Here is a 24,751-nt window from a genome sequence, read left to right as displayed (position 1 = left end):
CCCGCGATGCAGACACCGCGGACATTCAGTAAAACCGCGTCATCGTTCATCGCGGGCAAGCCCGGCTCCCACAGTGTATCGGCGGCGTCAGGCTTGTTTGTACCCACGCACTTCATCCACGCCACGGTTAGCCAACTGGTCAGCCCGCTCGTTGCCGTGATGCCCGATATGCCCGCGCACCCATTTCCACGTGACGTTGTGACGGTTGACTTGCTCATCCAGCAGCTTCCACAAGTCAGCATTTTTCACCGGTTCTTTCGCTGCCGTTTTCCAGCCGCGTTTCTTCCAGTTTTCCATCCACTCGTTGATGCCTTTCATCACGTACTGCGAGTCCGTCACCAACAGCACGTCGCAGGAGCGCTTGAGTTCTTCCAGCCCGCGGATCGCGCCCATCAGTTCCATGCGGTTGTTGGTGGTGTTGGCTTCGCCGCCCCAGAGTTCTTTTTCAACGCCCTTGCACACCAGCAATGCGCCCCAGCCGCCTGGGCCAGGGTTGCCTTTGCAGGCGCCGTCGGTGAAGAGTTCTACGCTATCGCTCATGCCAATCTATCCAGAAAATGCGGTGGCTCGCCGATCCACGATCGACGATGCCCGAGGCCGGGGTGAACCCGGCCGGGAATAAAAACAGGTGTTACGGTTCGATATCGCGCCGGTTGACCTTGGCCATCGGCAGGGGAATCAGCTTGCCCATCGGCTCGCGACGTTCCTGACGTAGCGGGCGCAGACCCACCACAATCTTGCGCGCCACCAATAAATAGAAGCCGCCGCCAGACAATTGCCACTCACCGGCCTTGCGCTCCCAGCCGGCCAGACGGGCTTGCCAGGCGGGGGACGCAAGCGGCGGACGATAGCACCCGAAGCGGCGTTTCTCCAGCGCAAAGCCCAGCAGATTCAGCCAGTCGCCGACCCGTGACGGCGAAATGCAACGGGCCTTGCGCAAGGCGTCATGGGCGAACACGTGGCGCAAACCCCAAGTGCTCCAGGGGTTGATCCCGATAATCAGCAAATGCCCGCCGGGGCGGACGCTGCTCGCCGCTTCACGCAGCAAACCGTGGGGCGAGAGGCAGAAATCCAGACCATGCTGCAGCACCACCACGTCGGCGGCATGCTCGCTCAACGGCCAGGCCTGTTCTTCACAGACGATTTCGACACCCGGCAACGGCGCGCCGAGCCGCACATTGCGCTGGACCTGCGGTGCCGACGGCGGTGTCTCGGCCGAAGGACCGTAATGCACCAGATAGCCACCGAAGAAGCGCCCCAACTCGTCTTCGAGCATGCGGCGTTCTTCATCCAGCAGAAATTGCCCGAGGGGGCCGGACAGCCATTCACGGGCCGCGCTGATCAAGGCCAGCCAGTCAGGATCAGCCTGAGCGAACGCTTTATCGGTCATTGCATTCTCCAACGCGCCAGGAAGTTCTAAGATGCGCCATTGTTTTCCGCTTGGCGAATCCGACGATGATACAGATCACAGCCCTGCCCGCCTTCACCGACAACTACATCTGGTTGTTACAAGACCCCGGCACCCGGCGCTGCGCGGTGGTTGACCCCGGCGATGCCGCGCCGGTTCAGGCCTGGCTCGCGGCCAATCCGGGCTGGGTACTGAGTGACATTCTGATCACTCACCATCATCACGACCATGTCGGCGGCGTCGAGCAGCTGAAAAAAGCGACAGACGCGAAGGTCTACGGCCCGGCCAGCGAAACCATCCCGGCGCGGGACGTCGCCCTCAAGGACAACGATCGCATCAACGTGCTGGGTTGGGACTTCGATGTGCTTGCCGTTCCCGGCCACACCCTGGGGCACATCGCCTTCTACCATCCGGGCACGCTGTTTTGCGGTGACACCCTGTTCGCCGCCGGTTGCGGGCGCCTGTTCGAAGGCACGCCCGAGCAAATGCACACCTCGCTGACACAACTCGCCGCGTTGCCTGAAGATACGCGGGTTTACTGCACCCACGAATACACCCTCAGCAACCTTAAGTTTGCCGTGGCCGTCGAACCCAACAATTTGCATACCGCCGAACGTCTGGCAAAAGTCATGCAGCAACGGAAAGCCGGGATCATCACGCTGCCATCGACGATCGCTCTGGAAAAGCAGACAAACCCGTTTTTGCGTACCGGTGAAACATCCGTTAAAGAAAAAGTGGACGAACGGGACGGCCCCAATAACCGGGCTCCCAGTGCGGTTTTTGCTGCCCTTCGGGCTTGGAAAGATAAGTTCTGACAGGGCTTGCCGTTAGTGCTGAAAATCTGAATGGTTGACCGCAAGGGGTGCGCTTTCTAGAATCGCCCGACATTTTTGCCCGGAACTTACTTCCAGCCAATGTCGTCACCTATTCGTAAAGCCATCAATTCAGACGCATTGACCCGCTTGGCTCAAGCCATAGCGGTAGCTGTGTCCGCCACTCTGGCGGGCTGTTCCAGCCATGTGCCGCAGACGGATGCGGCCCACACCCCGAACATCGCCGCTCGAGCCAAACAGAAACCCATCTGGCTCAGCGAAAAGCCGACCCCGCAAATTCCACAAGACGTCTGGGAGCGCATGCGCCAGGGCTTCCAGTTGCAGGAAGGCCTGGGCGTCAACCCGCGCATCGAGCAACAGCGTCTGTGGTTCGCCAGCAACCCATCTTTCCTCGAAAACGCCGGCGAGCGTGGCAGCCTCTACATTCACTACATCGTCGAACGCCTTGAAGAACGCAACATGCCGCTGGAACTGGCGCTGCTGCCAGTGATTGAAAGCGCCTACAACCCGATGGCCTATTCCCGGGCCGATGCGGTTGGCTTGTGGCAATTCATTCCTTCCACCGGGCGTTATTTCAACCTGCGTCAAACCCGTTTCTATGATGGCCGTCGCGACATCACCGCTTCGACCACCGCCGCAATGGACTACCTGACGCGTCTGCACGACATGTTCAACGGCGACTGGCTGCTGGCCCTCGCGGCTTACAACGCCGGTGAAGGCACGGTCAGCCGGGCCATCGAGCGTAACGAAAAGCTCGGCCTGCCAACCGATTACTGGAACCTGCCGCTGCCGGCCGAAACACAGGCCTATGTGCCGAAGCTGCTGGCCTTGTCGCAAGTAGTGCTGGCGCCGGAAGCTTACGGCGTGAATCTCAACCCGATCGCCAACGAACCGTACTTCCAGGTCGTCGAAATCAACCAGCGCATGGACCTGTCCAAGGTGGCCGCGGTTGCCAATATCGACGAAGACGAACTGTTCCAGCTCAACCCTGCCTTCAAGCAGCGCACGACCACCCTGGACGGCCCTCAGCATTTGCTGGTGCCGACGTCCAAGGCACAGCTGCTGACCGCCAGCCTGTCGACCATGCGTCCCGAAGAGTTGATCAGCAAGAAGTCGCTCAAGCCGGTTTTCGAAGGTGCAGACGACGCCCAGCTCGCCACCCTCAAACGCGCCTACCGGGTTAAACGTGGCGACAACCTCGGCACCATCGCCAAGGCCAACAAGGTCGAGGTCAAGGACCTGCAACGCTGGAACAAGCTGACCGGCAAGGACCTCAAGGTCGGCCAGACGCTGGTGATGCAGGACAAGACCAAACGCAGCGCCGGACGCGTGAACACCGTCGTGGCGGCCAATACCAAGACGAAGACCCAGCAGCCGCAGACCCAATACAAGGTCCAGCAAGGTGATTCGCTGTACATCGTGGCCAAGCGTTTCAACGTTGAAATGCAACACCTCAAGCGCTGGAATCCGCTTGTTGGTCAGGCCCTCAAGCCTGGGCAGATGCTGACGGTGGCTTCGCCGCATTGATAAATTGGTTTGAGGCTGAAAAGATCGCAGCCTTCGGCAGCTCCTACAGATAGGCGTACATCCAATCAATCGCGGGTGTATACGATCGGTGTAGGAGCTGCCGTAGGCTGCGATCTTTTTTATGCCCCGACACGGCTTTCGAACCCCGTCTTTTTCCTGTCCATACAAGCTGTTACTGTACGGCCCACAAAGCCCAAGCCGCCTGGATCGGATCTCTGACTTGAAGCGTCCCCTCCTCCTGCTCCTGATCAGCCTGGCCTTGAGCTCCTCCGCAAGTGCGACGATCAGCGAAAGCCATGGTTATGCGCAGTTCGGCACGCTCAAGTACCCGGCCAGATTTACCCACTTCGACTGGGTCAACCCGCAAGCGCCCAAGGGCGGTACGTTGCGGGTGATGGCGTTTGGCACGTTCGATACGCTCAATCCCTACACATTCAAGGGCTCGAGCCCGGTCTCCACCGCGAATTTCCTGCAATACGGCATCAATGAGCTGAACGAACCGCTGATGGCCGGCACGGGCCAATACGCACCGTCCGGCGACGAGCCGACGTCCAGTTATGGCCTGATCGCCCAATCGGTGGAATACAGCGAAGACCGCAGTTGGGTGGTGTTCAACCTGCGCCCCGAAGCACGATTTCACGATGGCACGCCGATCACCGCGTACGACGTCGCGTTCTCCTACCGGTTGCTGCTCAAGGAAGGCCATCCGCAATACCGCACCAATCTTCAGGAAGTGTTGCGGGTCGACGTGCTCAACCCGCAGCGCGTTCGTTTTGTTTTCAAGCGCTCCGGTAATCCGCTGTTGATCCTGCGCTTGGGCGAGTTGCCGGTGCTGCCGCAGCATTACTGGAAAGGTCGCGACTTCAAGGCCACCACCTTCGAGCCGCCGCTGGGCAGTGGGCCTTATCGCATCACCTCGGTCATGCCCGGGCGCCAGATCGTGTTCGAACGGGTCAAGGATTACTGGGGCAAAGACCTGCCGGTCAATCGTGGCAAGTACAACGTCGACCGTATGGAAGTCGAGTTCTACCGCGACAGCGACGTCGCGTTCGAAGCGTTCAAGGCCGGCGAGTTCGATATCTATATCGAGCATCAGGCGAAGAACTGGGAAAACGGTTACAACTTCCCGGCCGTGCGACGGGGCGATGTCATCAAGGCGCAGATCCCGCATCAGATCCCGACCCAGAGCCAGGGCCTGTTCATGAACACCCGGCGCCCGACGTTCTCCGACCCAAAGGTCCGTGAAGCGCTGGGGTTGATGTTCGATTTCGAGTGGACCAATCGCACGCTGTTCAGCGGCGCTTACAAACGCGCCATGAGTTACTACCCCAACAGCGAGTTTTCCGCCACCGGCCTGCCGGTCGGTCACGAATGGCTGATGCTCAAGCCGTATCGCGAGCAGTTGCCTGCCAAACTGCTCACCGAGCCGTTCAGCCTGCCGCAGACCCAAGGGCGCGGCATTCCAAGGGAAACCATGCGCAAGGCCCTGGGCCTGCTCGCCGAAGCCGGCTGGAAGCTTGACGGCCAACACGTACAGAACGCCGCCGGACAACCGCTGCGCCTGGAAATCCTGCTGGTCAACCCGAACCTGGAACGCATCCTCCAGCCTTATGTCGAGAACCTCGCCAGCATCGGCATCGACGCCCGGCTGCGCACAGTGGATCGCGCCCAGTACAAACAGCGCCTCGACCAGTTCGATTTCGACATGATCCTGATGACCCTCAGCCAGACGCTCAGCCCAGGCCTGGAGCAATGGCAGTATTTCCACTCCAGCCAGGTCGGGGTCAAGGGCAGCAAAAACTACGCGGGCATTGCCAACCCGGTGGTCGATCATTTACTTGAGCAATTGCTCGCCGCCCAGACCCGCGATGAACAGGTTGCCGCCGGCAAAGCCCTGGACCGCGTGCTGTTGTGGCAGCACTACATCATTCCCAACTGGTACCTCAATTATCACCGCCTGGCGTACCGCAACCGGTTCGCCTTCGTCACCACGCCGCCCTACACGTTGGGCCTGAGCGCGTGGTGGCTGAAATCTTCGGAGAAAGATCGATGAAACCCGTACGTGCGCTGCTCTTGCAGGCCAGCGGCCTGTTGTTCGCCGGGCTGGCCTGCGCCGCCCCGCAACATGCCCTGACCTTGTACAACGAGCCGCCGAAATACCCGGCCGACTTCAAGCATTTCGACTATGTGAATCCTGATGCACCCAAGGGCGGAATCTTTCGTCAGGCCGGATTCGGTGGCTTCGACAGCCTCAACCCGTTCATCAGCAAAGGCGTGTCAGCCGGCGACATCGACCTGATCTACGACACCCTGGCCAAACAGGGCCTGGATGAGCCGTTCACCGAATACGGATTGGTCGCCGGCAAGATCGAAAAGGCCCCGGACAACAGCTGGGTGCGTTTCTACCTGCGCCCCGAAGCGCACTTTCACGACGGTCATCCGATCCGTGCCGAAGACGTGGTGTTCAGCTTCCAGACCCTGATCAAGGACGGCGCGCCGTTGTACCGCGGTTACTACAACGATGTCGACGAAGCGGTCGCCGAAGATCCGCTCACCGTGCTGTTCAAGTTCAAGCACAGCAACAACCGCGAGCTGCCGCTGATCCTCGGCCAGTTGCCGGTACTGCCCAAACACTGGTGGGCGACCCGGGATTTCAACAAGGGCAACCTGGAAATTCCGTTGGGCAGCGGCCCGTACAAGGTCAGCGAGGTGAAGGCCGGGCGCTCGATTCGCTACGAGCGGGTCATGGATTACTGGGGCAAGGACCTGCCGGCCAACCGTGGTTTCTACAACTTCGACGTGATGACCACCGATTATTACCGCGACAACACCGTGGCCCTGGAAGCACTCAAGGCCGGTCAGTTCGATTACTGGCTGGAAATGAGCGCGAAGAACTGGGCCAACGCCTACAACATCCCGGCGGTCACCGAAGGTCGGCTGAACAAGGAACAGATCCCCAACGGCAACCCGACCGGCATGCAGGGTTTTGTGTTCAACCTGCGCCGTCCGGTATTCCAGGACGTGCGCGTGCGCCATGCACTGACGCTGTTGCTGGACTTTGAATGGACCAACAAGCAACTGTTCAACGGCGCCTACGTGCGCACCCGCAGTTACTTCGAAAACTCGGAAATGGCCGCCAGCGGTTTGCCGGATGCCGACCAATTGGCCATTCTCGACCCGTTCCGCGGCAAAATCCCGGAGCAAGTATTCACCGAGGCTTTCCAGAACCCGGTGACCGATGCCAGCGGCATGATCCGCACGCAGCAACGCAAGGCTTATCAACTGCTGCAAGAGGCAGGCTGGCGGATCGTCGACGACAAAATGGTCGACGCCAACGGCAAACCGGTGACCATCGAGTTCCTGTTGGCGCAGACCGAATTCGAACGGGTGCTGCTGCCGTTCAAGCGCAACCTCAGCGATCTGGGCATCGACCTGGTGATTCGCCGGGTCGACGTCTCGCAGTACATCAACCGCGTGCGCTCGCGAGACTTCGACATGATCGTCGGCAGCTTCCCGCAGTCCAACTCGCCGGGTAACGAACAGCGTGAATTCTGGATGTCTGCCGCCGCCGACAAACCCGGCAGCCGCAACTCCATGGGCCTGAAAGACCCGGTGGTGGACCAATTGGTCGAACAGTTGATCAACGCCGACTCGCGCAACAGTCTCGTTGCCCACGCCCGCGCACTGGACCGCGTGCTGCAATGGGGCTATTACGTGATCCCCAACTGGCACATCAAGACTTGGCGCGTGGCGTACTGGAACCACATCGGCCACCCGAAAATCTCACCCAGGTACGACATCGGCACGGCCACCTGGTGGATCAAGCCAAACGTGACACCGGCGATAGAAGTCGAAACCAAACTGCAAGCCGACCCTGCGGGCACGGAGTAATAGATGCTGGCGTATATTTTTCGGCGACTGCTGCTGATCATCCCGACCTTGCTCGGCATTTTGCTGATCAACTTCGTGATCATTCAGGCCGCCCCCGGTGGGCCGGTGGAGCAGATGATCGCCAAGCTCGAAGGCTTCGAAGGCGCCACCAGCCGCATTGCCGGCGGCGGTGCCGAAGTGTCGGTGGCGGGTTCCGCCTATCGCGGCGCGCAGGGCCTGGACCCTGCGCTGGTCAAGGAAATCGAGCACATGTACGGCTTCGACAAATCGGCGCCGGAACGTTTGTGGATCATGGTCAAGAACTACGCCACCCTGGACTTCGGCGACAGCTTCTTCCGCGATGCCAAGGTCATCGACCTGATCAAGGAAAAGATGCCGGTGTCGATCTCCCTCGGGCTGTGGAGCACGCTGATCATGTATCTGGTGTCGATCCCGCTGGGGATCGCCAAGGCCACGCGGCACGGCAGCCACTTCGATGTCTGGACCAGTTCGGCGATCATCGTCGGCTACGCGATCCCGGCGTTCCTGTTCGCCATTCTGCTGATCGTGGTGTTTGCCGGCGGCAGCTATTTCGACTGGTTCCCGCTACGGGGCCTGACCTCGAACAACTTCGATGAGCTGAGCATGGGTGGCAAGGTGCTCGATTACTTCTGGCACCTGGCGTTGCCGGTGACGGCGCTGGTGATTGGCAACTTCGCAACCATGACTTTGCTCACCAAAAACAGCTTCCTCGATGAAATCAACAAGCAGTACGTGGTAACGGCGAAAGCCAAAGGTTTAACCAATCACCGTGTGCTCTACGGCCATGTGTTCCGCAACGCCATGTTGCTGGTAATCGCCGGTTTCCCCTCGGCATTTATCGGAATCTTCTTCACCGGTTCGTTGCTGGTGGAAGTGATCTTCTCCCTCGACGGACTCGGGCTGATGAGTTTCGAAGCCGCGATCAACCGCGATTACCCGGTGGTCTTCGGTACGCTGTTTATCTTCACGCTGCTGGGGCTGGTGGTGAAACTGATCGGCGATCTCACGTACACCTTTGTCGATCCGCGCATCGATTTCGAAAGCCGGGAGCATTGAGATGAACCTGTCCCCTCTCAATCGCCGACGTTTCGAACTGTTCAAGGCCAACAAGCGTGGCTGGTGGTCGCTGTGGCTGTTTCTGCTGCTGTTCGGCCTGAGCCTCGGCGCCGAGCTGATCGCCAACGACAAACCGCTGGTGGTGCATTACGACAACAGCTGGTATTTCCCGGCGCTCAAGCGTTACCCGGAAACTACGTTCGGTGGCGAATTCCCGCTGGAAGCCAACTACAAGAGCCCGTACATCCGCGAACTGCTCAAGGCCAAGGAGGCCTGGGTGCTGTGGGCGCCAATTCCCTACAGTTACCAAAGCATCAACTACGACCTGAAAGTCCCGGCTCCGGCGCCGCCGTCGACCGACAACCTGCTGGGCACCGACGATCAGGGTCGCGACGTGTTGGCGCGGGTGATTTATGGCTTCCGGATTTCGGTGCTGTTTGCCCTGACCCTGACCATTCTCAGCTCGATCATTGGCGTGATTGCGGGCGCATTGCAGGGTTTCTATGGCGGCTGGGTCGATCTGGCCGGGCAACGCTTTCTGGAGATCTGGTCCGGGCTGCCGGTGCTGTATCTGCTGATCATTCTGGCCAGTTTCGTCCAGCCGAATTTCTGGTGGCTGCTGGGGATCATGCTGCTGTTCTCGTGGATGAGCCTGGTGGACGTGGTCCGTGCCGAGTTCCTGCGCGGACGCAACCTTGAATACGTGCGCGCGGCCCGGGCGCTGGGGATGCAGAATGGTGCGATCATGTTCCGCCATATCTTGCCCAACGCCATGGTCTCGACCATGACCTTCATGCCGTTCATCCTGACCGGCGCGATTGGCACGCTGACCGCGCTGGACTTCCTGGGTTTCGGTTTACCGCCGGGCGCACCATCGCTCGGTGAACTGGTGGCCCAGGGCAAATCCAACCTGCAAGCGCCGTGGCTCGGCATGAGCGCGTTTGCGGTGCTTGCGTTGATGTTGAGTCTGCTGGTGTTCATCGGCGAGTCCGCTCGCGATGCCTTCGACCCGAGGAAGTGAAATGAATCAGGACAATCTGATCGAAGTGCGCGACCTGTCTGTCGAATTCATCGTCGGCGAACGTTGTCAGCGCGTGGTCGAAGGCGTCAGTTTCGACATCAAGCGCGGCGAAACCCTGGCGCTGGTCGGTGAAAGCGGTTCCGGCAAATCGGTGACCGCGCACTCGATTCTGCGCTTGCTGCCCTACCCGCTTGCCCGGCATCCGTCCGGCACCATCGAGTATTCCGGGCAAAACCTGCTGAGCCTGAAAGAGAAAACCATCCGCCACATTCGCGGCAACCGGATCGCGATGATCTTTCAGGAGCCAATGACTTCGCTGAATCCGCTGCACTCGATCGAGAAGCAGATCAACGAAGTCCTCAGCATTCACAAAGGCTTGATCGGCAAAGTCGCGACCAAGCGCACGCTGGAACTGCTGGAAATGGTCGGCATTCCGGAACCCGAGAAGCGCCTGAAGGCCCTGCCCCACGAGTTGTCCGGCGGTCAGCGTCAGCGGGTGATGATCGCCATGGCCCTGGCCAACGAGCCGGAACTGCTCATCGCCGATGAACCGACCACCGCGCTGGACGTGACCGTTCAGCTGAAAATCCTCGAATTGCTCAAGGAATTGCAGGCCCGTCTGGGCATGGCGTTGCTACTGATCAGTCACGATTTGAACCTTGTGCGAAGAATTGCGCATCGCGTATGTGTCATGCAGCGCGGTTGCATCGTCGAACAGGCATCGTGCGAAGAGTTGTTCCGCGCGCCGCAGCATCCGTACACTCGGGAACTGCTGGCAGCGGAGCCCAGCGGCAAGCCGGCGACCAATGTTATCGGGCCGCCCTTGCTGCAGGTCGAGGACCTGAAAGTCTGGTTCCCGATCAAGAAAGGCTTGCTGAAAAAGACCGTCGATCACATCAAAGCGGTGGACGGGATCAATTTCAGTCTGCCTCAGGGCCAGACCCTGGGGATTGTGGGAGAAAGCGGTTCGGGCAAGTCGACACTCGGTTTGGCGATTTTGCGGCTGATCGGCAGCAAAGGTGCAATCCGTTTTGAAGGCAAGCAGCTAGACTGCCTGACGCAGCAACAGGTTCGGCCGCTGCGTCGGGAGATGCAGGTGGTGTTTCAGGACCCGTTTGGTAGCCTGAGCCCGCGGATGTGCGTGAGCCAGATCGTCGGCGAAGGGCTGCGGATCCACAAGATGGGCACCGAGGCGGAACAGGAACAAGCGATTATTGCGGCATTGAAGGAGGTAGGTCTGGATCCGGAAACCCGGCACCGCTACCCCCACGAATTTTCCGGCGGGCAGCGGCAGAGAATCGCCATTGCCCGGGCATTAGTGCTAAAACCGGCGCTGATATTGCTGGACGAGCCGACCTCGGCCCTCGACCGGACAGTGCAGCGCCAAGTGGTGGAGCTGCTGCGTTCACTGCAAACCAAGTACAACCTGACGTATCTGTTTATCAGCCATGACCTGGCTGTCGTCAAAGCGCTGAGCCACCAGCTGATGGTGGTCAAGCATGGCCAAGTGGTCGAACAGGGAGACGCGCAAAGTATCTTTGCCGCCCCCCAACATCCGTATACACAGCAGTTGCTGGAAGCCGCTTTTCTGGCACCAGCCACTGCGCAATAACCTGAAAGAGAGGAGCAACACATGGGTTTTCTCGCCGGTAAGCGCGTACTGATCGTCGGTGTCGCCAGCAAGCTGTCCATCGCATCCGGCATCGCTGCCGCCATGCATCGCGAGGGCGCTGAGCTTGCCTTCACTTATCAGAACGACAAACTCAAGGGTCGTGTCGAAGAGTTCGCACAGAGCTGGGGTTCCAACCCGGACCTGTGCTTCCCGTGCGACGTGGCCAGCGATGAAGAAATCGCCAAGGTCTTCGTTGAGCTGGGCAAAAAGTGGGATGGCCTGGACTGCATCGTGCACTCCGTTGGCTTCGCCCCGGGCGACCAACTGGACGGCGACTTCACCGAAGCCACCACCCGTGACGGTTTCCGCATCGCTCACGACATCAGCGCCTACAGCTTCGTGGCCCTGGCCAAAGCCGGTCGCGAAATGATGAAAGGCCGCAACGGCAGCCTGCTGACCCTGTCGTACCTGGGCGCCGAGCGCACCATGCCGAACTACAACGTGATGGGCATGGCCAAGGCTTCGCTGGAAGCTGGCGTGCGTTACCTGGCCGGTTCCCTGGGCCCGGACGGTACTCGCGTCAACTGCGTATCGGCCGGCCCGATCCGCACCCTCGCCGCTTCCGGCATCAAGAACTTCCGCAAGATGCTGGCTGCCAACGAAGCGCAAACCCCGCTGCGTCGCAACGTCACCATCGACGAAGTCGGCAACGCCGGCGCCTTCCTGTGCTCGGACCTGGCGTCCGGCATCAGCGGCGAAATCATGTACGTGGACGGTGGCTTCAACACCACGGCCATGGGCAGCCTCGAAGAGTAATCTTCGGCTAGCCACTAAAAAACCCGCCTCTTCAGGCGGGTTTTTTTTGGGGCAAGATCAAGAGATCGCAGCCTTCGGCAGCTCCTACAGGGGATATGTGTGAACCGAATAGAGTAGGAGCTGCCGAAGGCTGCGATCTCTTGATCTTCAAACCAGGCACCGAGCAAACAGTTGCTGGATCGGCTGCGTGCGCTGGCTGTAACGCTGCAACAGCACAATCTCACGATAGAACGTCAACTCGCCCAACCGGATGATCCTGACCTTCGCGCCATACTCGAGCCACAACCCTGCTTCGGGAAGCAGCGACACACCCAATCCGCATTCAACCATTTTGACGATGGCCTCCAGCTCATCCAGTTCCAAAGCCACTTGCACATCAATCTGCTGCTCTCGCAGAAACCGCGTCACCAGACGCCCACCGAATGAATTGCGGTCGTAACGCACATGGGGATGGCTCGCGAGAATCTGCAACGGGTCATCACCCTCAAGCTCCGTCGGTACGATCAGCACAAACGGTTCCCTGCGGATGACCTGCGCCGACAGCTCCTTGGGCAAGTCAAACGGCGGCTTGATGAGGATTGCCAGGTCAATCTCGCCGGTATCGACCTGGCTCAACAGGTTCAGCGAAACGCCGGGCACCAGTTTCGGTTCAAGCAACGGCGCTTGCTGGCGCAGACGCAACAACGCCTGGGGCAGCAATCCGGTTTGGGCCGTGGCCACGGCGCCGATTTTCAACTCGCCGCGATACTCGCTGACATCATCGCTGATGGCCATGCGGCTGAAGGTTTCCAGCATTTCTTTGGCCATCGGCAATGCCCGTTGCCCCGCCGCATTGAGAATGGCCTGACGCCCGGTGCGATCAAATAAACGAATGCCCAGCGCCTGTTCCAGGTTGCGCATCTGCGCGCTGACCGCCGACTGAGTCAGGCCGATGTGCATCCCGGCCGCAGCGAACGTTCCATAACGCGTCACGGCGATAAAGGTCTTCAGTTCACGCAGCATGGCATTCCCGATTAATCGAAATTATTTGAGCTCGACGCAAAAACTATCGTCTTTCAATCGAAAAGCACAGCGTTAAACTTCACTTCAACCACCGTCAATCTGCGAGGCACAGCGATGCAACTCTCCCCTTTTCACTTGGCCATCCCGGTATATGACCTTGCTGCAGCCCGGACTTTTTACCGTGACGTCTTCGGCCTGGAGGAAGGCCGCTCAAGCGACCATTGGGTCGACTTCAACTTCTTCGGCCACCAACTGGTGATTCACCTGGCGCCCAAAAACGCCTCTCAAGAAGCGGCGCACACCAATGCCGTGGACGGGCATGACGTGCCGGTGCCGCATTTTGGCTTGGTGCTGGGGATGGACGAATGGGAAGGTTTGGCTGAACGGCTGAAGGCGCTTGATACCCGATTCGTAATTGAACCGGGCATTCGGTTTCAGGGGTTGGTGGGGGAACAGGCGACGATGTTTCTGTTCGATCCCTGTGGTAATGCGCTGGAGTTCAAGGCGTTCAGGGACATCAGCCAACTGTTTGCAAAGTGAGGGAAATGGGTGATTTTGAGGGCCTCTTCGCGAGCAAGCCCGCTCCCACATTGGATCTGTATCGTTCACAAATCCAATGTGGGAGCGGGCTTGCTCGCGAAGAGGCCGGCTCATACACCGCTGAATGTCCAGTCTACCGATGCAACGCCTTCTCAACCTCAATCAACAATTCATCGATCGAGTGGTGAAGATGGCTGTCGTATTCAACCTGCCCAATGCTGAAACGAATGTCATAACCGCGACGCATCGTGGCGTTTCGCTCGTCGAGGATTTCTTCGAGCCGCGCCTTGATCGCGGTCAGCTCCACGGTACTTGAACCGGTCAGTAAGGCGACAAATTCGTCATCACCCAGTCGACCGATCACATCGCTTTCGCGAAAGGCGATGCGCAGCACGTCAGCGAAGGTTTTCAGCGCATCGTCACCCTCGGCACGACCGTACAGATAGTTGATGTGCTTGAAGTTATCGAGGTCGAAGAACAGCAAAGTGGCCGGTATTTCCAAGCGTTGACAGTCATCCAGCCCCAGTTGGGCCAGTGAAGTGAAACCGTGGCGGTTGGAGAGCAGGGTCAGCTCATCCATGCTCGCCATGGTCACGCCCATCACTTCCTGCTCGGCCTGACGCGCCCTGTCACGCAGTACTTCACGTGCCTGTTGCGGCGAAAGCGAAGGATCTGCGCTAACGCCCTGTTTTACCGGTTTTCCTGGGATCAGCATTACTTACTCCAGTGGCGGGTATGTTCTTTAGAGTCGTCCCTACCCGCTTTGACTCCCTGCTAACGGACCGCCGGTCACGGTGACGCCGTTATGTTTGTGAGTCGGCTCTATCCTTTAGCTAAGCGCAAATTACCGGGCAAAACCGGTTCATCGACCACCGGTCACACAAAGGCCGCCTCAATGGGCGGCCTTGAAATGAACCTGTGGCGAAGGAGCTTGCTCCCGCTCGGCTGCGCAGCAGTCGTAAAACCTGCATGCAAGGTATGTCTGAAAGAATGTCCGGGGCCGCTTCGCAGCCCAGCGGGAGCAAGCTCCCTCGCCACAAAAGTGCTGATCAATAGTCAGTGGACACTGACACCTCGCGCCAAACCTGCAACTCACCGGCGACAAAGCTGTTTTTCGCTTCGATCGCTGCAACACAGTCACTGCCCAGCGGCAAGCGCAGGGGCGCATTTTCCGCTTCCACCAGGGTGATCATGACCTGAGCGAGTTTGTCCGGATCACCCGGCTGGTTCAGCGTCACGGCCTTGGCGATCTTGCGCACTTCACCTGCGGTGCTGTCGTAGTCGGCAATCGAGGACGGAGACTCGACCAGTGAATTGCCTTCGAGGAATTCAGTGCGAAAGTAACCGGGTTCGACAATGGTCACCTTGACGCCCAGCGGCGCCAGCTCGGCGTGCAAGGCCTCACTCAAGCCTTCGACAGCAAATTTCGTCGAGCAGTAGACGCCGAAACCCGGCCCCGACCTGTAACCGCCCACCGAGGACAGGTTGATCACATGCCCACTACGAGCCGCACGCATGTGTGGCAGGACGGCGCGGGTGACATTGAGCAGGCCGAAGACGTTGGTCTCGTACACGCGCCGCACTTCATCGGCGCTGGCCTCTTCCACCGCGCCCAGCAAACCGAACCCGGCGTTGTTGACCAGCACGTCGATGCGCCCGAAGTGGTCGATGGCCAACTGGGCGACCGCCACGCCTTGTGCTTCGTCGGTGACGTCCAGGCTGGCGGCCAGCAAACCGGGTTGTTCGCCAAAACGCTGAGTGATGCTGCTGGCGTCACGGGCGGTGGCAACCACAGCGTCACCGTTGGTCAGCGCAGCGGCAGTGATTTTTGCGCCGATACCACGGGAAGCGCCAGTGATGAGCCAGATGCGTTTGAAGGCGTTGGAAGTAGTCATGAGCGTGTTTCCGTGTGTGCAGTGGGGGTAGGCACAAGGTACGCAGGAAGATTGCCCGGAAAAATGGCCTCGTGTTACAAGCACTATGAAACGCTCTTTCATAATGGCGGCTGCAATGAACCACGATCCATTCGACGGCTTGACCGAGTTTTTGGCAGTGGCCGAGCACAAGAGTTTCACCCTGGCCGCAACCCGCTTGGCGGTGACTCCCACCGCTGTCAGCCACGCCATCAAATTGCTGGAACGCCGCACCGGCGTGTTGCTGTTCCAACGCACCACTCGCCGGGTGGCGTTGACCGAAGCCGGTGCCAGCCTGTTTGCCCGCTTGCGTCCCGCGGCCAGCGAGATCGATGAGGCGCTGGCAGTGCTCAGCGGGTTTCGTGATCAGCCGATGGGCACGTTGCGCCTCACCGCTCCGCGGTTGTCCGGGGCTTTGTTGATGGAGCCGCTGATCCCGCTGTTTCGCGAGGCGTACCCGCAAGTCACCCTCGACATCTCCCTCGACGACGCCACGGTGGACCTCATGGCCGGCGGCTTCGACGCCGGGATTCGGCTGGGCGAGTCCATCGAAAAAGACATGATTGCGGTACGCCTCACCCCCGATCTGCAATGGTCAGTGGTGGGCGCTCCGGCCTATTTCGCCAAGGCGGGTAAACCGGCGAGCCCTGAAGACCTGACCCGCCATCAATGCATCGGCTTTCGCTTCTCGACTTCGGGCAGCGCACACCGCTGGGAGTTTCGCCGCGAGGGGCGCGACTTTACGGTGGGCGTCGAGGGCGGCGTGATCGTCAATGACCGACGGCTGCTGGTGGCAGCCGCTCGCAGCGGCTCGGGCCTGGCGTATGCCTGTGATCTGGAGATCGCCGACGAGTTGGCGGATGGACGGCTGGAACGGGTGTTGCAGCCGTTTGTGCCGCTCAGTTCAGCGTTGTATCTGTATTTCCCCAGCCGCACCCAGACTCAGCCGAAGCTGCGCGCCTTCATTGATCTGGCCACCCAGTGGATCGCCAAACAGGGAAGCCTTAAACCCTCGGTTTGAGCAATACGCCGGTGTAGCGCATCAGGAACAGCCCGAACGCGGCACACCAGAACAGCGCGGACAGCGCCAGCCCGCCCCCGGAAAACGGCACCAGAAACACCCGACACACGCCGGCGATCACCAGCAGCAAAAATCCGACAACAATCGCTTTCGACGGCTGCAACAACCGCCCGGTATGTCCGAGGCTGACCCGGGCAATCATCGCCAGGATCAAACCGCCAATCCCGCCGACAGCCAATGAATGCGTGGCCAGGCTCTGTTGCGGCATTGCTCCCGCGTGCCAAAGCGCCATGGCCAGTGCGGCAATCGCCAGCCACGCATAGGCCAGATACAACGACCACAGCAGTGGCAGCCGCCAGATGCCCCGGTCATGCCAGCGCCACAGGCGCAGCAGGTGCAAACCGCCGATCAATAGAAACAGCGTCGCGAGCCAGACTCGGGGAATGTCGTTCAAACCGCCAGCAAAGGAAACGGCGGCCAGCAAACTGCTCGCCAGCAACAACCGGGTTGGCATCGGATGGACCGGGTTGGCGGCAGGACGATTCAAACCGCGCTGAATAAAGAACGGAATCACGCGCCCGCCAATCACGCTCATCAACGCGCCGATCAACCACACTGCCGCCAGCACTCCGCGCCGTTGCAGGCCGACGTCATCGGTAGAAATCCCCCACAGCGTCATGGCCTGAGTCGCGGCCAGCAGCGCAACGACCAGCAGAATCGGATAATTGTCGCGTTTGCCGACGGCCACCAAATCCCGCCCCAGCGCCCACGCCAGCAAGGGCAGAAAAGGCATTTGCAGCGCAAGCAACGCGACCGCAGGGATTGGCATCAGCCACGCCAGTCGCGCCAACAGCCATACCAGCAGCAGACCGATCAACGGCCAACCGTTGAGCCCCGGACGCCCGGTCCAGTTCGGCACCGCCGTCAGCAGGAAACCGGCGATGATCGCTGCGGCGAACCCGAACGGCATCTCATGCCGATGCCAGCTCAGCATGCCGCCGACCGGTTGTGCACCGGGCAATCGCCCGTACAACCACAGCGCCCAGACCGCCACGGCGATGGCTGCAAACCCGGCACCGGCCAGAAAGAACGGGCGAAAGCCGAGGCTGAAAACCGGTGCAGCGGCGAGCCGGCGCATCAAGCCACCGCCCAGGCCAGACGAGTGCCCATCCTAAGCTGGGCCAGCAGGCGCATGACGTAGCCGATCTTGATCAGGGTCGGGCCGATGATGGTCATCGTATGCATCGAGACCAGCACCACGATCGGCAAATGCCCGGCGTAAAGATAAGCGCCGTAGATACCCGCCAGTAGCAACGCCAGACCCATGCCCAGGACTTTGCTCGACAGGTGCAGAACGTTCTGAGGATTGCCGAAGTAAGCGAACATTTTCCGTACTCCTGAATCAGACCAGTTGTACGTTTGTTATTTCAGGTTTCGTGCCAGGTTTGTCATGCCTATAAATCAACGGGTTGAGGCGTTAGAAGTCAATTTGACCAAGCCAGATAATTGTCAATTTGACACCTATAGAAGTCATATTGACTGCATGCAGACTCAGACACCATAAAAGCAAACCAATATCATTTGCATGCAACCAAGCCTTTTTGTTTTAATCGCGACCAATTCTTATTTGCACCGAAGGCGCCTGGCGCCCATGGACACGTGCTCACGATGATGGTCGCCGATTCTTCCAGCATTCAGAACCTCTACGTCACTCATCACCGCTGGTTGCATGAGCTGCTGCGCCGTCGCTTGAGCAATGCATTCGATGCCGCTGACCTTGCCCATGACACCTTCATCCGGGTGCTCAAGCGCCCTCAGGTGTTCGATTGCGAAACCCGCGAACGCTCTTACCTGGCCACCATCGCCCGGGGCTTGTGCATCGATCACTGGCGCCGCCGACAACTGGAACAGGCATGGCTGGAGACGCTGGCCTCACGCCCGCAGGCGGTTCAACCGTCGCCGGAGCAACGGGCGATCATCGTCGAAACCCTGTACGAAGTGGACGCCATGCTGCTGCGCCTGCCCAAGAATGTGCGCGACGCGTTCATCCTCGCCCAGCTGCACGGCCTGCCCTACCGCGCCATCGCCGAAGAAATCGGCGTGTGCGAGCGCATGGTGAAAAAGTACCTGGCGCAAGCGCTGATGCATTGCGCGATGCTCGAGGCCGAGCTTGACGGCCTGTTGATCGAGTAACCGCATGCCATCTGCCGCCTCCAACACCATCAGCTATGCCAGCCTCGAACAGGCGGCGCAATGGTATGTGCAACTCAACGATCAGCAGGTCGGCGAACACGAGCGTCAGCGCTGGCAAGCCTGGCTGGCGCAAAGTGGCGATCATCAGGCGGCCTGGCGATATGTCGAGCGCGTGGGCCAGCGCTTCGCCGCGTTGCAGGACGATCAGCAGCAGGCCGCCGGCCTGGTGTTGCGCAACACCGCGCGCTCGCCGATCACCCGCCGGCAAACGGTCAAGAGCCTGCTCATCCTCGCCTCGGGCGGCCTGCTGGGCTGGAATTCCTGGCGCGAAACCTCGCTACCGGACGCCTTGGGCCGCTGGACTGCCGACATTTCAACTGGCACCGGCGAAACCCGCGAAAGCCTGCTCAGCGACGGCAGCCGGATCTGGCTCAACGCCCTGAGCGCATTGAATGTACGTTTCGACACCACGCATCGCCTGTTGCTGTTGAGTGCCGGGGAAGTGCTGATCGACACCGCCAAGGACAGCAGCCGACCGTTTCTGGTGCAAACCGCCCAGGGTCGGATGCGTGCGCTCGGCACGCGTTTCAGTGTGCGTCAGGAAGAACAGCATACGTTGCTCAACGTCTACGAAGGCGCGGTCGAAGTCCGAACCACTCAGGGCCAGGTGCAAGTGATCGAAGCCGGACGACAACTGGCGTTCACGCAAAGCCACATCCCGCCATCCTCCGAAGCTGCGGCGGGCCGCGAAGCCTGGCGGCGTGGTGTGTTGCTGGCGGATAACCTGCCGCTGGGGCAGTTGATCGAGGAATTGAGCCGCTACCGTCACGGGCATCTGGCCTGCGACCCTGCCATCGCCGGGTTGCCGGTCATGGGTTCGTTCCCGCTCAAGGACACCGATCAGGCCTTGCGCCTGTTGGAAGCAGCGCTACCGATACGCGTGGAGAAAACCCTGGCCTGGTGGGTCAACATCGGCCCGGGTGGGAGCGGGCTTGCTCGCGAAGAACGATGACGCGGTCTGCCTGGCTACCCCTGCGTGAGCGAAAAACTTTCACGCCGCAGTTCCCTTTTGCATTTCTCGTTCGGTTAACCCTGTGAAGCCCTTCAATTGCCGTTCGATTTGATGCCAGGGAACACCCATTTGCGCAACACCTTCATTCGCACTCGTTTTGCTTTGCGACCGTTGGCCCTGGCCCTTCCGGTCGCGTTGCTCACCCTTGTTCCGACGCATGCCCACGCCGAAACATCCGCCACCCGTGAACAGTCAGGCAGCCACACGCGTTATTACGCGATCGCTGCCGGCTCGCTGGTGAGCGTACTGAACAGCTTCGCCGAACAAGCAGGGATTTTCCTCGCCGGTCATAACGATCTGGCAAGTGACAAGCGCAGTCCGGGGCTTAATGGCGAGTTCACCGCGCAACAGGGTTTGCAGCGCCTGTTGCAAGGCAGCGGCTTGCTAGCGCAATCCCAAGGCGACCGTGGTTATGTGCTCAAGGCCGCCCCCGCAACAGAAGGCCCGCTGGAACTGGGCGCCACCAACATTTCCAGCCAGGCGCTGGGCGCCACTACCGAAGACACCCATTCCTACACCACCGGATCGACCTCTTCAGCCGCCGGCCTGCCACTGTCTCTGCGCGAAACGCCGCAATCCGTGACGGTCATCACCCGTCAGCAACTGGACGATCAGGGCTCCACCAGCATCGCCGACGCCCTGCGTCGCGTGTCCGGCATCAGCGTGCAGAATTACGACAGCGAACGCTGGGAGTTTTCCAGCCGTGGCCTGCCGATCACCAACTTCCAGTACGACGGCGTCAATACCGACTACGACGGCGTCTACGATTACGGTACCACCAGCACCGACATGGCGACCTTCGACCGCGTCGAAATCATCAAGGGTGCGACCGGTCTGATGACCGGTTCGGGCGATCCGTCGGCCACCGTCAACCTGATCCGCAAACGTCCCACCAAAGCGTTCAAGGCCTCGATCACCGGCACCGTCGGTTCCTGGGACAACTATCGCAGCACGGGCGATATCGCCGGCCCGCTGACCGAGAGCGGCAACGTGCGCGGACGGTTCGTCGGGGCTTATCAGGACCGCAGCGCCTACATGGATAACTACCGCAACACCCGCGACATCGCCTACGGCATCCTCGAAGCCGACCTCACGCCGGACACCCTGGTGACCTTCGGTATCGACCAGCAGAACACCCGCTCCCGTGGCGCCAGCTGGACCGGTTTCCCGATGTACAACAGCGACGGTTCGCGCACGCGTTTTTCCCGCTCGTTCAACCCGGCCACCGACTGGAGTCGTCGCGATTTCACCAACCAGACGATCTTCACCTCGGTGGAACAGCAGTTGGCCAACGAGTGGACACTCAAGGTCAGCTACGACCGCAAGCATCGCCAGCACGACACCTTCCTCGCCTCGGCCAGCGGCGGCAATCCTGACCCGGTCAGCGGCAACGGCATGTTCATGTACATGGGGAAGTTCAAGGGCGATCAGGTGCAGGACAACCTCGACGTCAACTTCACCGGCCCGTTCCGACTGTTCGGTCGCGAGCACGAGTTGATCGCCGGCTTCATGTCGATGAACACCCGCCAGGACATCCCGGTGCACGGCTCGGTCTATCCGCCCGTCGACGGCAGCATCTACGACTGGCGCGGCGAGTTCCCCAAACCGGACATTGCCAAGGTCGGCGACAACGACATCGTCCAGCGACAGACCGGTGCCTACCTCGCTACGCGACTCAAGCCCACCGACGATCTGGCGGTAATCCTCGGCACCCGCGTCAGTCAGTTCAAGGCCAACGATGACCTGGATTACAGCGATCCAAACACCCCGGACCTGCACGACAGCTACCACCAGACCGGCGTGGTCACGCCGTACGCCGGGCTGGTCTACGACCTCGACGAGACGTATTCGGTGTACACCAGCTACACCAACATCTATCAGCCGCAGATGAGCAAGGATGCCCAGCGCAAATTGCTCGACCCGGTGGAAGGCAACAGCTACGAAGCGGGGATCAAGGCCGAATACTTCGGCGGCCGTCTGAACGCCAGCTTCGCCGTGTTCCGCATCGAACAAGACAACCTTGCCCAGTACGTCAGTGGCGTTGATTCCGAGTCGGTGTACCGCCCCGTGCAAGGCGCGACCACCAAGGGCTTCGAGGTCGAACTGGCCGGTGAAGTGCTGGACGGCTGGAACCTGTCGGCCGGCTACAGCTACAACCACACCCGCGATGCCAAGGGCGAATACGTCTACGGCTCGATCCTGCAAACCACCGCGCCGGAACAGGTGGTTCGGGTGTTCAGCACTTATCGCCTTTCGGGCGCGCTGGAAAAACTCACCGTCGGCGGCGGCGTGAACTGGCAGAGCGAATTCTTCGGCAACGTGTTCCAGCCCAATCCGAATGACACGGTCAACTTCGGCCAGTCCTCGACGATCATCCAGCGAAGCTACGCCCTAGTGGACGTCATGGCGCGCTACCGCTTCAACGATCACCTGAGCACGACGCTGAACGTGAAGAACCTGTTCGACAAGACCTACTACACCGGGCTCGGCAATTTCGGCACCGGGTTCTATGGCGAACCGCGCAGCCTGCAACTGACCACCCGCTGGGATTTCTGATCGGCGATTTGTCGATCTACGGCACTCCCGGACGACGACAGGCTGGCTACGCTGAAAGCTCAGCATGAATCCCGTGTAGAGGAGCAGCGCCATGCAACGCGTTCAAAAACTCACGCCCTGCCTTTGGTTCGACCATCAGGCCGAAGAGGCCGCGAAGTACTACTGCAGCATCTTCGATCATTCGAAAATCACCGCCATCACCCACTACGGCAAAGCCGGTCAGGAAGTTCACGGTCAGCCCGACGGCTCGGTCCTGACGGTCAGTTTCGAACTCGACGGGCAGAGCTTCACCGGCCTCAACGGCGGCCCGGTCTTCAAGTTCAATGAGGCGATCTCGTTTCAGGTCAATTGCCACACCCAGGAGGAAGTCGACCATTTCTGGGGGCGCCTGTCGGCGGGTGGCCCTGTCGAGGCCCAGCAATGCGGCTGGGTCAAGGACAAGTTCGGCGTGTCGTGGCAGATCGTGCCAATCGCCATGATGGACATGCTGAAAAGCCCCGACACGGTAAAATCCCAGCGCGCCATGGCGGCGATGATGCAGATGAAAAAACTCGACATCGCGGCACTGCAACGAGCCTTTGACGGCGAGAGCTAATACACTCCGACGCTGACCTGCCGAGGACACCGACGATGAAGTCCACCCCTGCCAAAGACACTGACAAGGCCCCGCGCTTCTGGCGCGACGACGCCCTGCCCTTCATCGAAGCCCGCTCCATCGCCGACGGCCGTGAGGTCTGCTACACGCGGCATGCCCACGAGCATTTTTCCATCGGCGCGATTACCGCCGGGCGCAGTACCTATATCCATGAACAATTGGAGGTTCAGGTCGGTGCCGGCACGGTGGTGCTGATGAATCCCGGCGATGTCCACGCCTGCAATCCGATTGACGACCAGCCGTGGTCGTATTTGATGTTGTACGTCGATACGGCCTGGCTCACTGATTTGCAGCACCAACTGGGGTTCAGCAGCGACCTGGCGTTTCGGCGGTTTTCCGTCACCCATACGGATGACGCCAGCCTGTTTTCCGGCCTCAGGGCGTTGTATGAGGTGTTGGTCGACACGGAGCAAGACGTGCTGAGCAAACACAGCGCGGCGGTCGAGTTTTTCACCGACGTGCAGCAACGACTCAACCCCGGCGATCAACCGCTGCGCGAGCCCAATTTCAAACTGGAGCGCGCGGCGGATTTCATCCGCGACCACTGCACGCAACTGCTCAAGCTCGAAGACATTTGCGACGCCGCGCAACTGTCGCCGTCGTACCTGATCCGCGCGTTCAAACAGCATTACGGCATGACACCCCACGCGTTTCTGGTCAACCGGCGCATCCAGTTCGCCCGGGAGCGGTTGCGCAGCGGCCAACTGATCGCCGACGTGGCGCTGGAAGCGGGGTTCGCCGATCAGGCGCATTTTCAGCGGGCGTTCAAACAGCATCTGGCGGCGACGCCGGGGCAGTATCGGGGCTGAGGCCTGCATAAGTACCTGTGGCTCGTATGTACCTGTGGTGATGGGATTTTTGTGGCGAGGGGATTTATCCCCGTTGGGCTGCGTAGCGGCCCCGGCATTGTTTCTGGTAAACCGCATACTCAGGTTTTGCGACGGCTTCGCCGCCGAACGGGGATAAATCCCCTCGCCACAAAGCTCCCTCGCCACAGAAGCCGATTAGGGCAACAGTAGATAAACCGCACACATCGCCAGCAACGCCGCCATGATCCGGTTGAACAACCGCATGCCCGCCGGGTTATTCAAGTAACCGCGCAAAAAGGTCCCGGCGTACGCCCAGCAACCCACGGACAGGTAGCAGATCACCAGATACACCGCCGCAAACTGCCAGACCAGCCGCGCCTCGCCGTCCGCGACAAACGCGCCCATGCCGGCGACGCAGGCCAGCCAGGCTTTCGGGTTGAGCCATTGCATGACCGCGCCATACACCATCGACGGCGCCCGTGCTGAATCCTTCGCATCGAGTTGCCCGTTGTCTGCCGCCAGTTTCCACGCCATGAACAGCAAAAACGCCACGCCCGCCAATTGCACCACCCGCGTCAGCACCGGCCACAACTGCAACACCTCGTGCAGACCCAACCCCATCAGCACCAGCAACAACACAAAACCCAGCGTCGCCCCGGCCACGTGTCGCTGACTGGCGCGAAAACCGAACTGCGCGCCGGAACTCAACGCCACAATATTCACCGGCCCCGGCGTGATCGACGCCACCAGCGCAAACGCTGCCATCGAAATAATCAGACTCATTGCGTACCTTCTTCAATTCAGT

The 24,751-nt window shown here is 60.2% G+C and carries 23 protein-coding genes; 15 read left to right on the top strand and 8 right to left on the bottom strand.

Features of this window, described 5'->3' with window-relative positions:
- Nucleotides 1–87: 87 nt before the first annotated feature.
- Nucleotides 88–540, bottom strand: coding sequence for a ribonuclease HI (rnhA, locus tag ACYZTL_RS01585; protein WP_461950275.1), 453 nt, complete (start codon nt 538–540; stop codon nt 88–90).
- Nucleotides 541–631: 91 nt separating this feature from the next.
- On the bottom strand, nt 632–1,390 hold the full coding sequence (locus ACYZTL_RS01580) for a methyltransferase domain-containing protein (protein WP_461950274.1): 759 nt from the start codon (nt 1,388–1,390) through the stop codon (nt 632–634).
- A 65-nt stretch (nt 1,391–1,455) separates the two neighbouring features.
- Here ACYZTL_RS01580 and gloB point away from each other — a divergent pair, with 65 nt between their 5' ends.
- From gloB to fabI, 8 genes are all read left to right on the top strand, one after another.
- The gene (gloB, locus tag ACYZTL_RS01575) at nt 1,456–2,223 is read left to right on the top strand and encodes a hydroxyacylglutathione hydrolase (RefSeq protein WP_461950273.1); all 768 of its coding nucleotides are present in this window, start codon (nt 1,456–1,458) and stop codon (nt 2,221–2,223) included.
- A 99-nt stretch (nt 2,224–2,322) separates the two neighbouring features.
- Nucleotides 2,323–3,768: a LysM peptidoglycan-binding domain-containing protein gene (locus ACYZTL_RS01570; protein ID WP_461950272.1), complete on the top strand. Its 1,446-nt coding sequence runs from the start codon at nt 2,323–2,325 to the stop codon at nt 3,766–3,768.
- A 238-nt stretch (nt 3,769–4,006) separates the two neighbouring features.
- A complete protein-coding gene (locus tag ACYZTL_RS01565; RefSeq protein ID WP_461954236.1) occupies nt 4,007–5,821 on the top strand; it encodes an extracellular solute-binding protein in 1,815 nt (604 codons plus the stop codon).
- Entirely contained in the window at nt 5,818–7,659 is a 1,842-nt protein-coding gene (locus ACYZTL_RS01560) for an extracellular solute-binding protein (RefSeq protein ID WP_461950271.1), read from the top strand. Before ACYZTL_RS01565 ends, ACYZTL_RS01560 begins: the two co-directional genes overlap by 4 nt.
- 3 nt (nt 7,660–7,662) lie before the next feature.
- Nucleotides 7,663–8,736, top strand: coding sequence for a microcin C ABC transporter permease YejB (locus tag ACYZTL_RS01555; RefSeq protein WP_150630560.1), 1,074 nt, complete (start codon nt 7,663–7,665; stop codon nt 8,734–8,736).
- A 1-nt stretch (nt 8,737) separates the two neighbouring features.
- Nucleotides 8,738–9,757, top strand: a complete 1,020-nt coding sequence (locus tag ACYZTL_RS01550; RefSeq protein ID WP_461950270.1) for an ABC transporter permease — start codon at nt 8,738–8,740, stop codon at nt 9,755–9,757.
- A 1-nt stretch (nt 9,758) separates the two neighbouring features.
- Nucleotides 9,759–11,369, top strand: a complete 1,611-nt coding sequence (locus tag ACYZTL_RS01545) for an ABC transporter ATP-binding protein (protein ID WP_461950269.1) — start codon at nt 9,759–9,761, stop codon at nt 11,367–11,369.
- A gap of 21 nt (nt 11,370–11,390) precedes the next feature.
- Nucleotides 11,391–12,185: an enoyl-ACP reductase FabI gene (gene fabI / locus ACYZTL_RS01540; protein WP_461950268.1), complete on the top strand. Its 795-nt coding sequence runs from the start codon at nt 11,391–11,393 to the stop codon at nt 12,183–12,185.
- Between the two features lie 147 nt (nt 12,186–12,332).
- Here fabI and ACYZTL_RS01535 read toward each other — a convergent pair whose 3' ends face one another.
- Nucleotides 12,333–13,187 carry a LysR family transcriptional regulator gene (locus ACYZTL_RS01535; protein WP_461950267.1) on the bottom strand — a complete coding sequence of 285 codons (855 nt, stop codon included), beginning with the start codon at nt 13,185–13,187 and terminating at the stop codon, nt 12,333–12,335.
- Between the two features lie 114 nt (nt 13,188–13,301).
- Between ACYZTL_RS01535 and ACYZTL_RS01530 the strand changes: the two genes are divergently transcribed.
- Nucleotides 13,302–13,727, top strand: a complete 426-nt coding sequence (locus ACYZTL_RS01530; RefSeq protein WP_461950266.1) for a VOC family protein — start codon at nt 13,302–13,304, stop codon at nt 13,725–13,727.
- A 133-nt stretch (nt 13,728–13,860) separates the two neighbouring features.
- Here ACYZTL_RS01530 and ACYZTL_RS01525 read toward each other — a convergent pair whose 3' ends face one another.
- Nucleotides 13,861–14,442, bottom strand: coding sequence for a GGDEF domain-containing protein (locus ACYZTL_RS01525; RefSeq protein ID WP_461950265.1), 582 nt, complete (start codon nt 14,440–14,442; stop codon nt 13,861–13,863).
- 334 nt (nt 14,443–14,776) lie between these two features.
- On the bottom strand, nt 14,777–15,622 hold the full coding sequence (locus tag ACYZTL_RS01520) for an oxidoreductase (protein WP_461950264.1): 846 nt from the start codon (nt 15,620–15,622) through the stop codon (nt 14,777–14,779).
- 115 nt (nt 15,623–15,737) lie between these two features.
- Here ACYZTL_RS01520 and ACYZTL_RS01515 point away from each other — a divergent pair, with 115 nt between their 5' ends.
- Nucleotides 15,738–16,661, top strand: a complete 924-nt coding sequence (locus ACYZTL_RS01515) for a LysR family transcriptional regulator (protein WP_461950263.1) — start codon at nt 15,738–15,740, stop codon at nt 16,659–16,661.
- Here ACYZTL_RS01515 and ACYZTL_RS01510 read toward each other — a convergent pair.
- Together ACYZTL_RS01510 and ACYZTL_RS01505 are read right to left on the bottom strand one after the other, a co-directional pair.
- Nucleotides 16,645–17,799, bottom strand: coding sequence for an NnrS family protein (locus tag ACYZTL_RS01510; protein ID WP_461950262.1), 1,155 nt, complete (start codon nt 17,797–17,799; stop codon nt 16,645–16,647). The two genes, ACYZTL_RS01515 and ACYZTL_RS01510, sit on opposite strands and share 17 nt — an antisense overlap.
- Entirely contained in the window at nt 17,799–18,047 is a 249-nt protein-coding gene (locus tag ACYZTL_RS01505; RefSeq protein WP_461950261.1) for a transmembrane sensor/regulator PpyR, read from the bottom strand. Before ACYZTL_RS01505 ends, ACYZTL_RS01510 begins: the two co-directional genes overlap by 1 nt.
- Nucleotides 18,048–18,329: 282 nt before the next feature.
- Between ACYZTL_RS01505 and ACYZTL_RS01500 the strand changes: the two genes are divergently transcribed.
- The 5 genes from ACYZTL_RS01500 (at nt 18,330) to ACYZTL_RS01480 (ending at nt 23,946) form a co-directional block, all read left to right on the top strand.
- Entirely contained in the window at nt 18,330–18,854 is a 525-nt protein-coding gene (locus tag ACYZTL_RS01500; protein ID WP_461950260.1) for a sigma-70 family RNA polymerase sigma factor, read from the top strand.
- 4 nt (nt 18,855–18,858) lie between these two features.
- Nucleotides 18,859–19,866, top strand: a complete 1,008-nt coding sequence (locus ACYZTL_RS01495) for a FecR domain-containing protein (protein WP_461950259.1) — start codon at nt 18,859–18,861, stop codon at nt 19,864–19,866.
- Between the two features lie 129 nt (nt 19,867–19,995).
- Nucleotides 19,996–22,482, top strand: a complete 2,487-nt coding sequence (locus ACYZTL_RS01490) for a TonB-dependent siderophore receptor (protein ID WP_461950258.1) — start codon at nt 19,996–19,998, stop codon at nt 22,480–22,482.
- 91 nt (nt 22,483–22,573) lie between these two features.
- A complete protein-coding gene (locus tag ACYZTL_RS01485) occupies nt 22,574–23,077 on the top strand; it encodes a VOC family protein (RefSeq protein ID WP_461950257.1) in 504 nt (167 codons plus the stop codon).
- A gap of 35 nt (nt 23,078–23,112) precedes the next feature.
- On the top strand, nt 23,113–23,946 hold the full coding sequence (locus ACYZTL_RS01480) for an AraC family ligand binding domain-containing protein (RefSeq protein ID WP_461950256.1): 834 nt from the start codon (nt 23,113–23,115) through the stop codon (nt 23,944–23,946).
- 195 nt (nt 23,947–24,141) lie between these two features.
- Here the strand turns inward: ACYZTL_RS01480 and ACYZTL_RS01475 are convergent, their stop codons facing one another.
- A complete protein-coding gene (locus ACYZTL_RS01475; RefSeq protein WP_461950255.1) occupies nt 24,142–24,729 on the bottom strand; it encodes a LysE family translocator in 588 nt (195 codons plus the stop codon).
- Nucleotides 24,730–24,751 lie beyond the last annotated feature (22 nt).

Source organism: Pseudomonas sp. LB3P81 (genome assembly GCF_054897965.1).
This window is presented reverse-complemented; position numbering and strand designations above follow the sequence as displayed.

Coding starts and splice junctions, on each gene's coding strand:
- ACYZTL_RS01505 (WP_461950261.1), bottom strand. CDS start 18,047: ATGTTCGCTTACTTCGGCAATCCTCAGAACGTTCTGCACCTGTCGAGC.
- ACYZTL_RS01530 (WP_461950266.1), top strand. CDS start 13,302: ATGCAACTCTCCCCTTTTCACTTGGCCATCCCGGTATATGACCTTGCT.
- ACYZTL_RS01550 (WP_461950270.1), top strand. CDS start 8,738: ATGAACCTGTCCCCTCTCAATCGCCGACGTTTCGAACTGTTCAAGGCC.
- ACYZTL_RS01525 (WP_461950265.1), bottom strand. CDS start 14,442: ATGCTGATCCCAGGAAAACCGGTAAAACAGGGCGTTAGCGCAGATCCT.
- ACYZTL_RS01555 (WP_150630560.1), top strand. CDS start 7,663: ATGCTGGCGTATATTTTTCGGCGACTGCTGCTGATCATCCCGACCTTG.
- ACYZTL_RS01570 (WP_461950272.1), top strand. CDS start 2,323: ATGTCGTCACCTATTCGTAAAGCCATCAATTCAGACGCATTGACCCGC.
- ACYZTL_RS01520 (WP_461950264.1), bottom strand. CDS start 15,622: ATGACTACTTCCAACGCCTTCAAACGCATCTGGCTCATCACTGGCGCT.
- ACYZTL_RS01485 (WP_461950257.1), top strand. CDS start 22,574: ATGCAACGCGTTCAAAAACTCACGCCCTGCCTTTGGTTCGACCATCAG.
- ACYZTL_RS01500 (WP_461950260.1), top strand. CDS start 18,330: ATGATGGTCGCCGATTCTTCCAGCATTCAGAACCTCTACGTCACTCAT.
- ACYZTL_RS01495 (WP_461950259.1), top strand. CDS start 18,859: ATGCCATCTGCCGCCTCCAACACCATCAGCTATGCCAGCCTCGAACAG.
- ACYZTL_RS01580 (WP_461950274.1), bottom strand. CDS start 1,390: ATGACCGATAAAGCGTTCGCTCAGGCTGATCCTGACTGGCTGGCCTTG.
- ACYZTL_RS01480 (WP_461950256.1), top strand. CDS start 23,113: ATGAAGTCCACCCCTGCCAAAGACACTGACAAGGCCCCGCGCTTCTGG.
- ACYZTL_RS01515 (WP_461950263.1), top strand. CDS start 15,738: ATGAACCACGATCCATTCGACGGCTTGACCGAGTTTTTGGCAGTGGCC.
- rnhA (WP_461950275.1), bottom strand. CDS start 540: ATGAGCGATAGCGTAGAACTCTTCACCGACGGCGCCTGCAAAGGCAAC.
- ACYZTL_RS01475 (WP_461950255.1), bottom strand. CDS start 24,729: ATGAGTCTGATTATTTCGATGGCAGCGTTTGCGCTGGTGGCGTCGATC.
- ACYZTL_RS01545 (WP_461950269.1), top strand. CDS start 9,759: ATGAATCAGGACAATCTGATCGAAGTGCGCGACCTGTCTGTCGAATTC.
- ACYZTL_RS01560 (WP_461950271.1), top strand. CDS start 5,818: ATGAAACCCGTACGTGCGCTGCTCTTGCAGGCCAGCGGCCTGTTGTTC.
- ACYZTL_RS01510 (WP_461950262.1), bottom strand. CDS start 17,799: ATGCGCCGGCTCGCCGCTGCACCGGTTTTCAGCCTCGGCTTTCGCCCG.
- fabI (WP_461950268.1), top strand. CDS start 11,391: ATGGGTTTTCTCGCCGGTAAGCGCGTACTGATCGTCGGTGTCGCCAGC.
- gloB (WP_461950273.1), top strand. CDS start 1,456: ATGATACAGATCACAGCCCTGCCCGCCTTCACCGACAACTACATCTGG.
- ACYZTL_RS01535 (WP_461950267.1), bottom strand. CDS start 13,187: ATGCTGCGTGAACTGAAGACCTTTATCGCCGTGACGCGTTATGGAACG.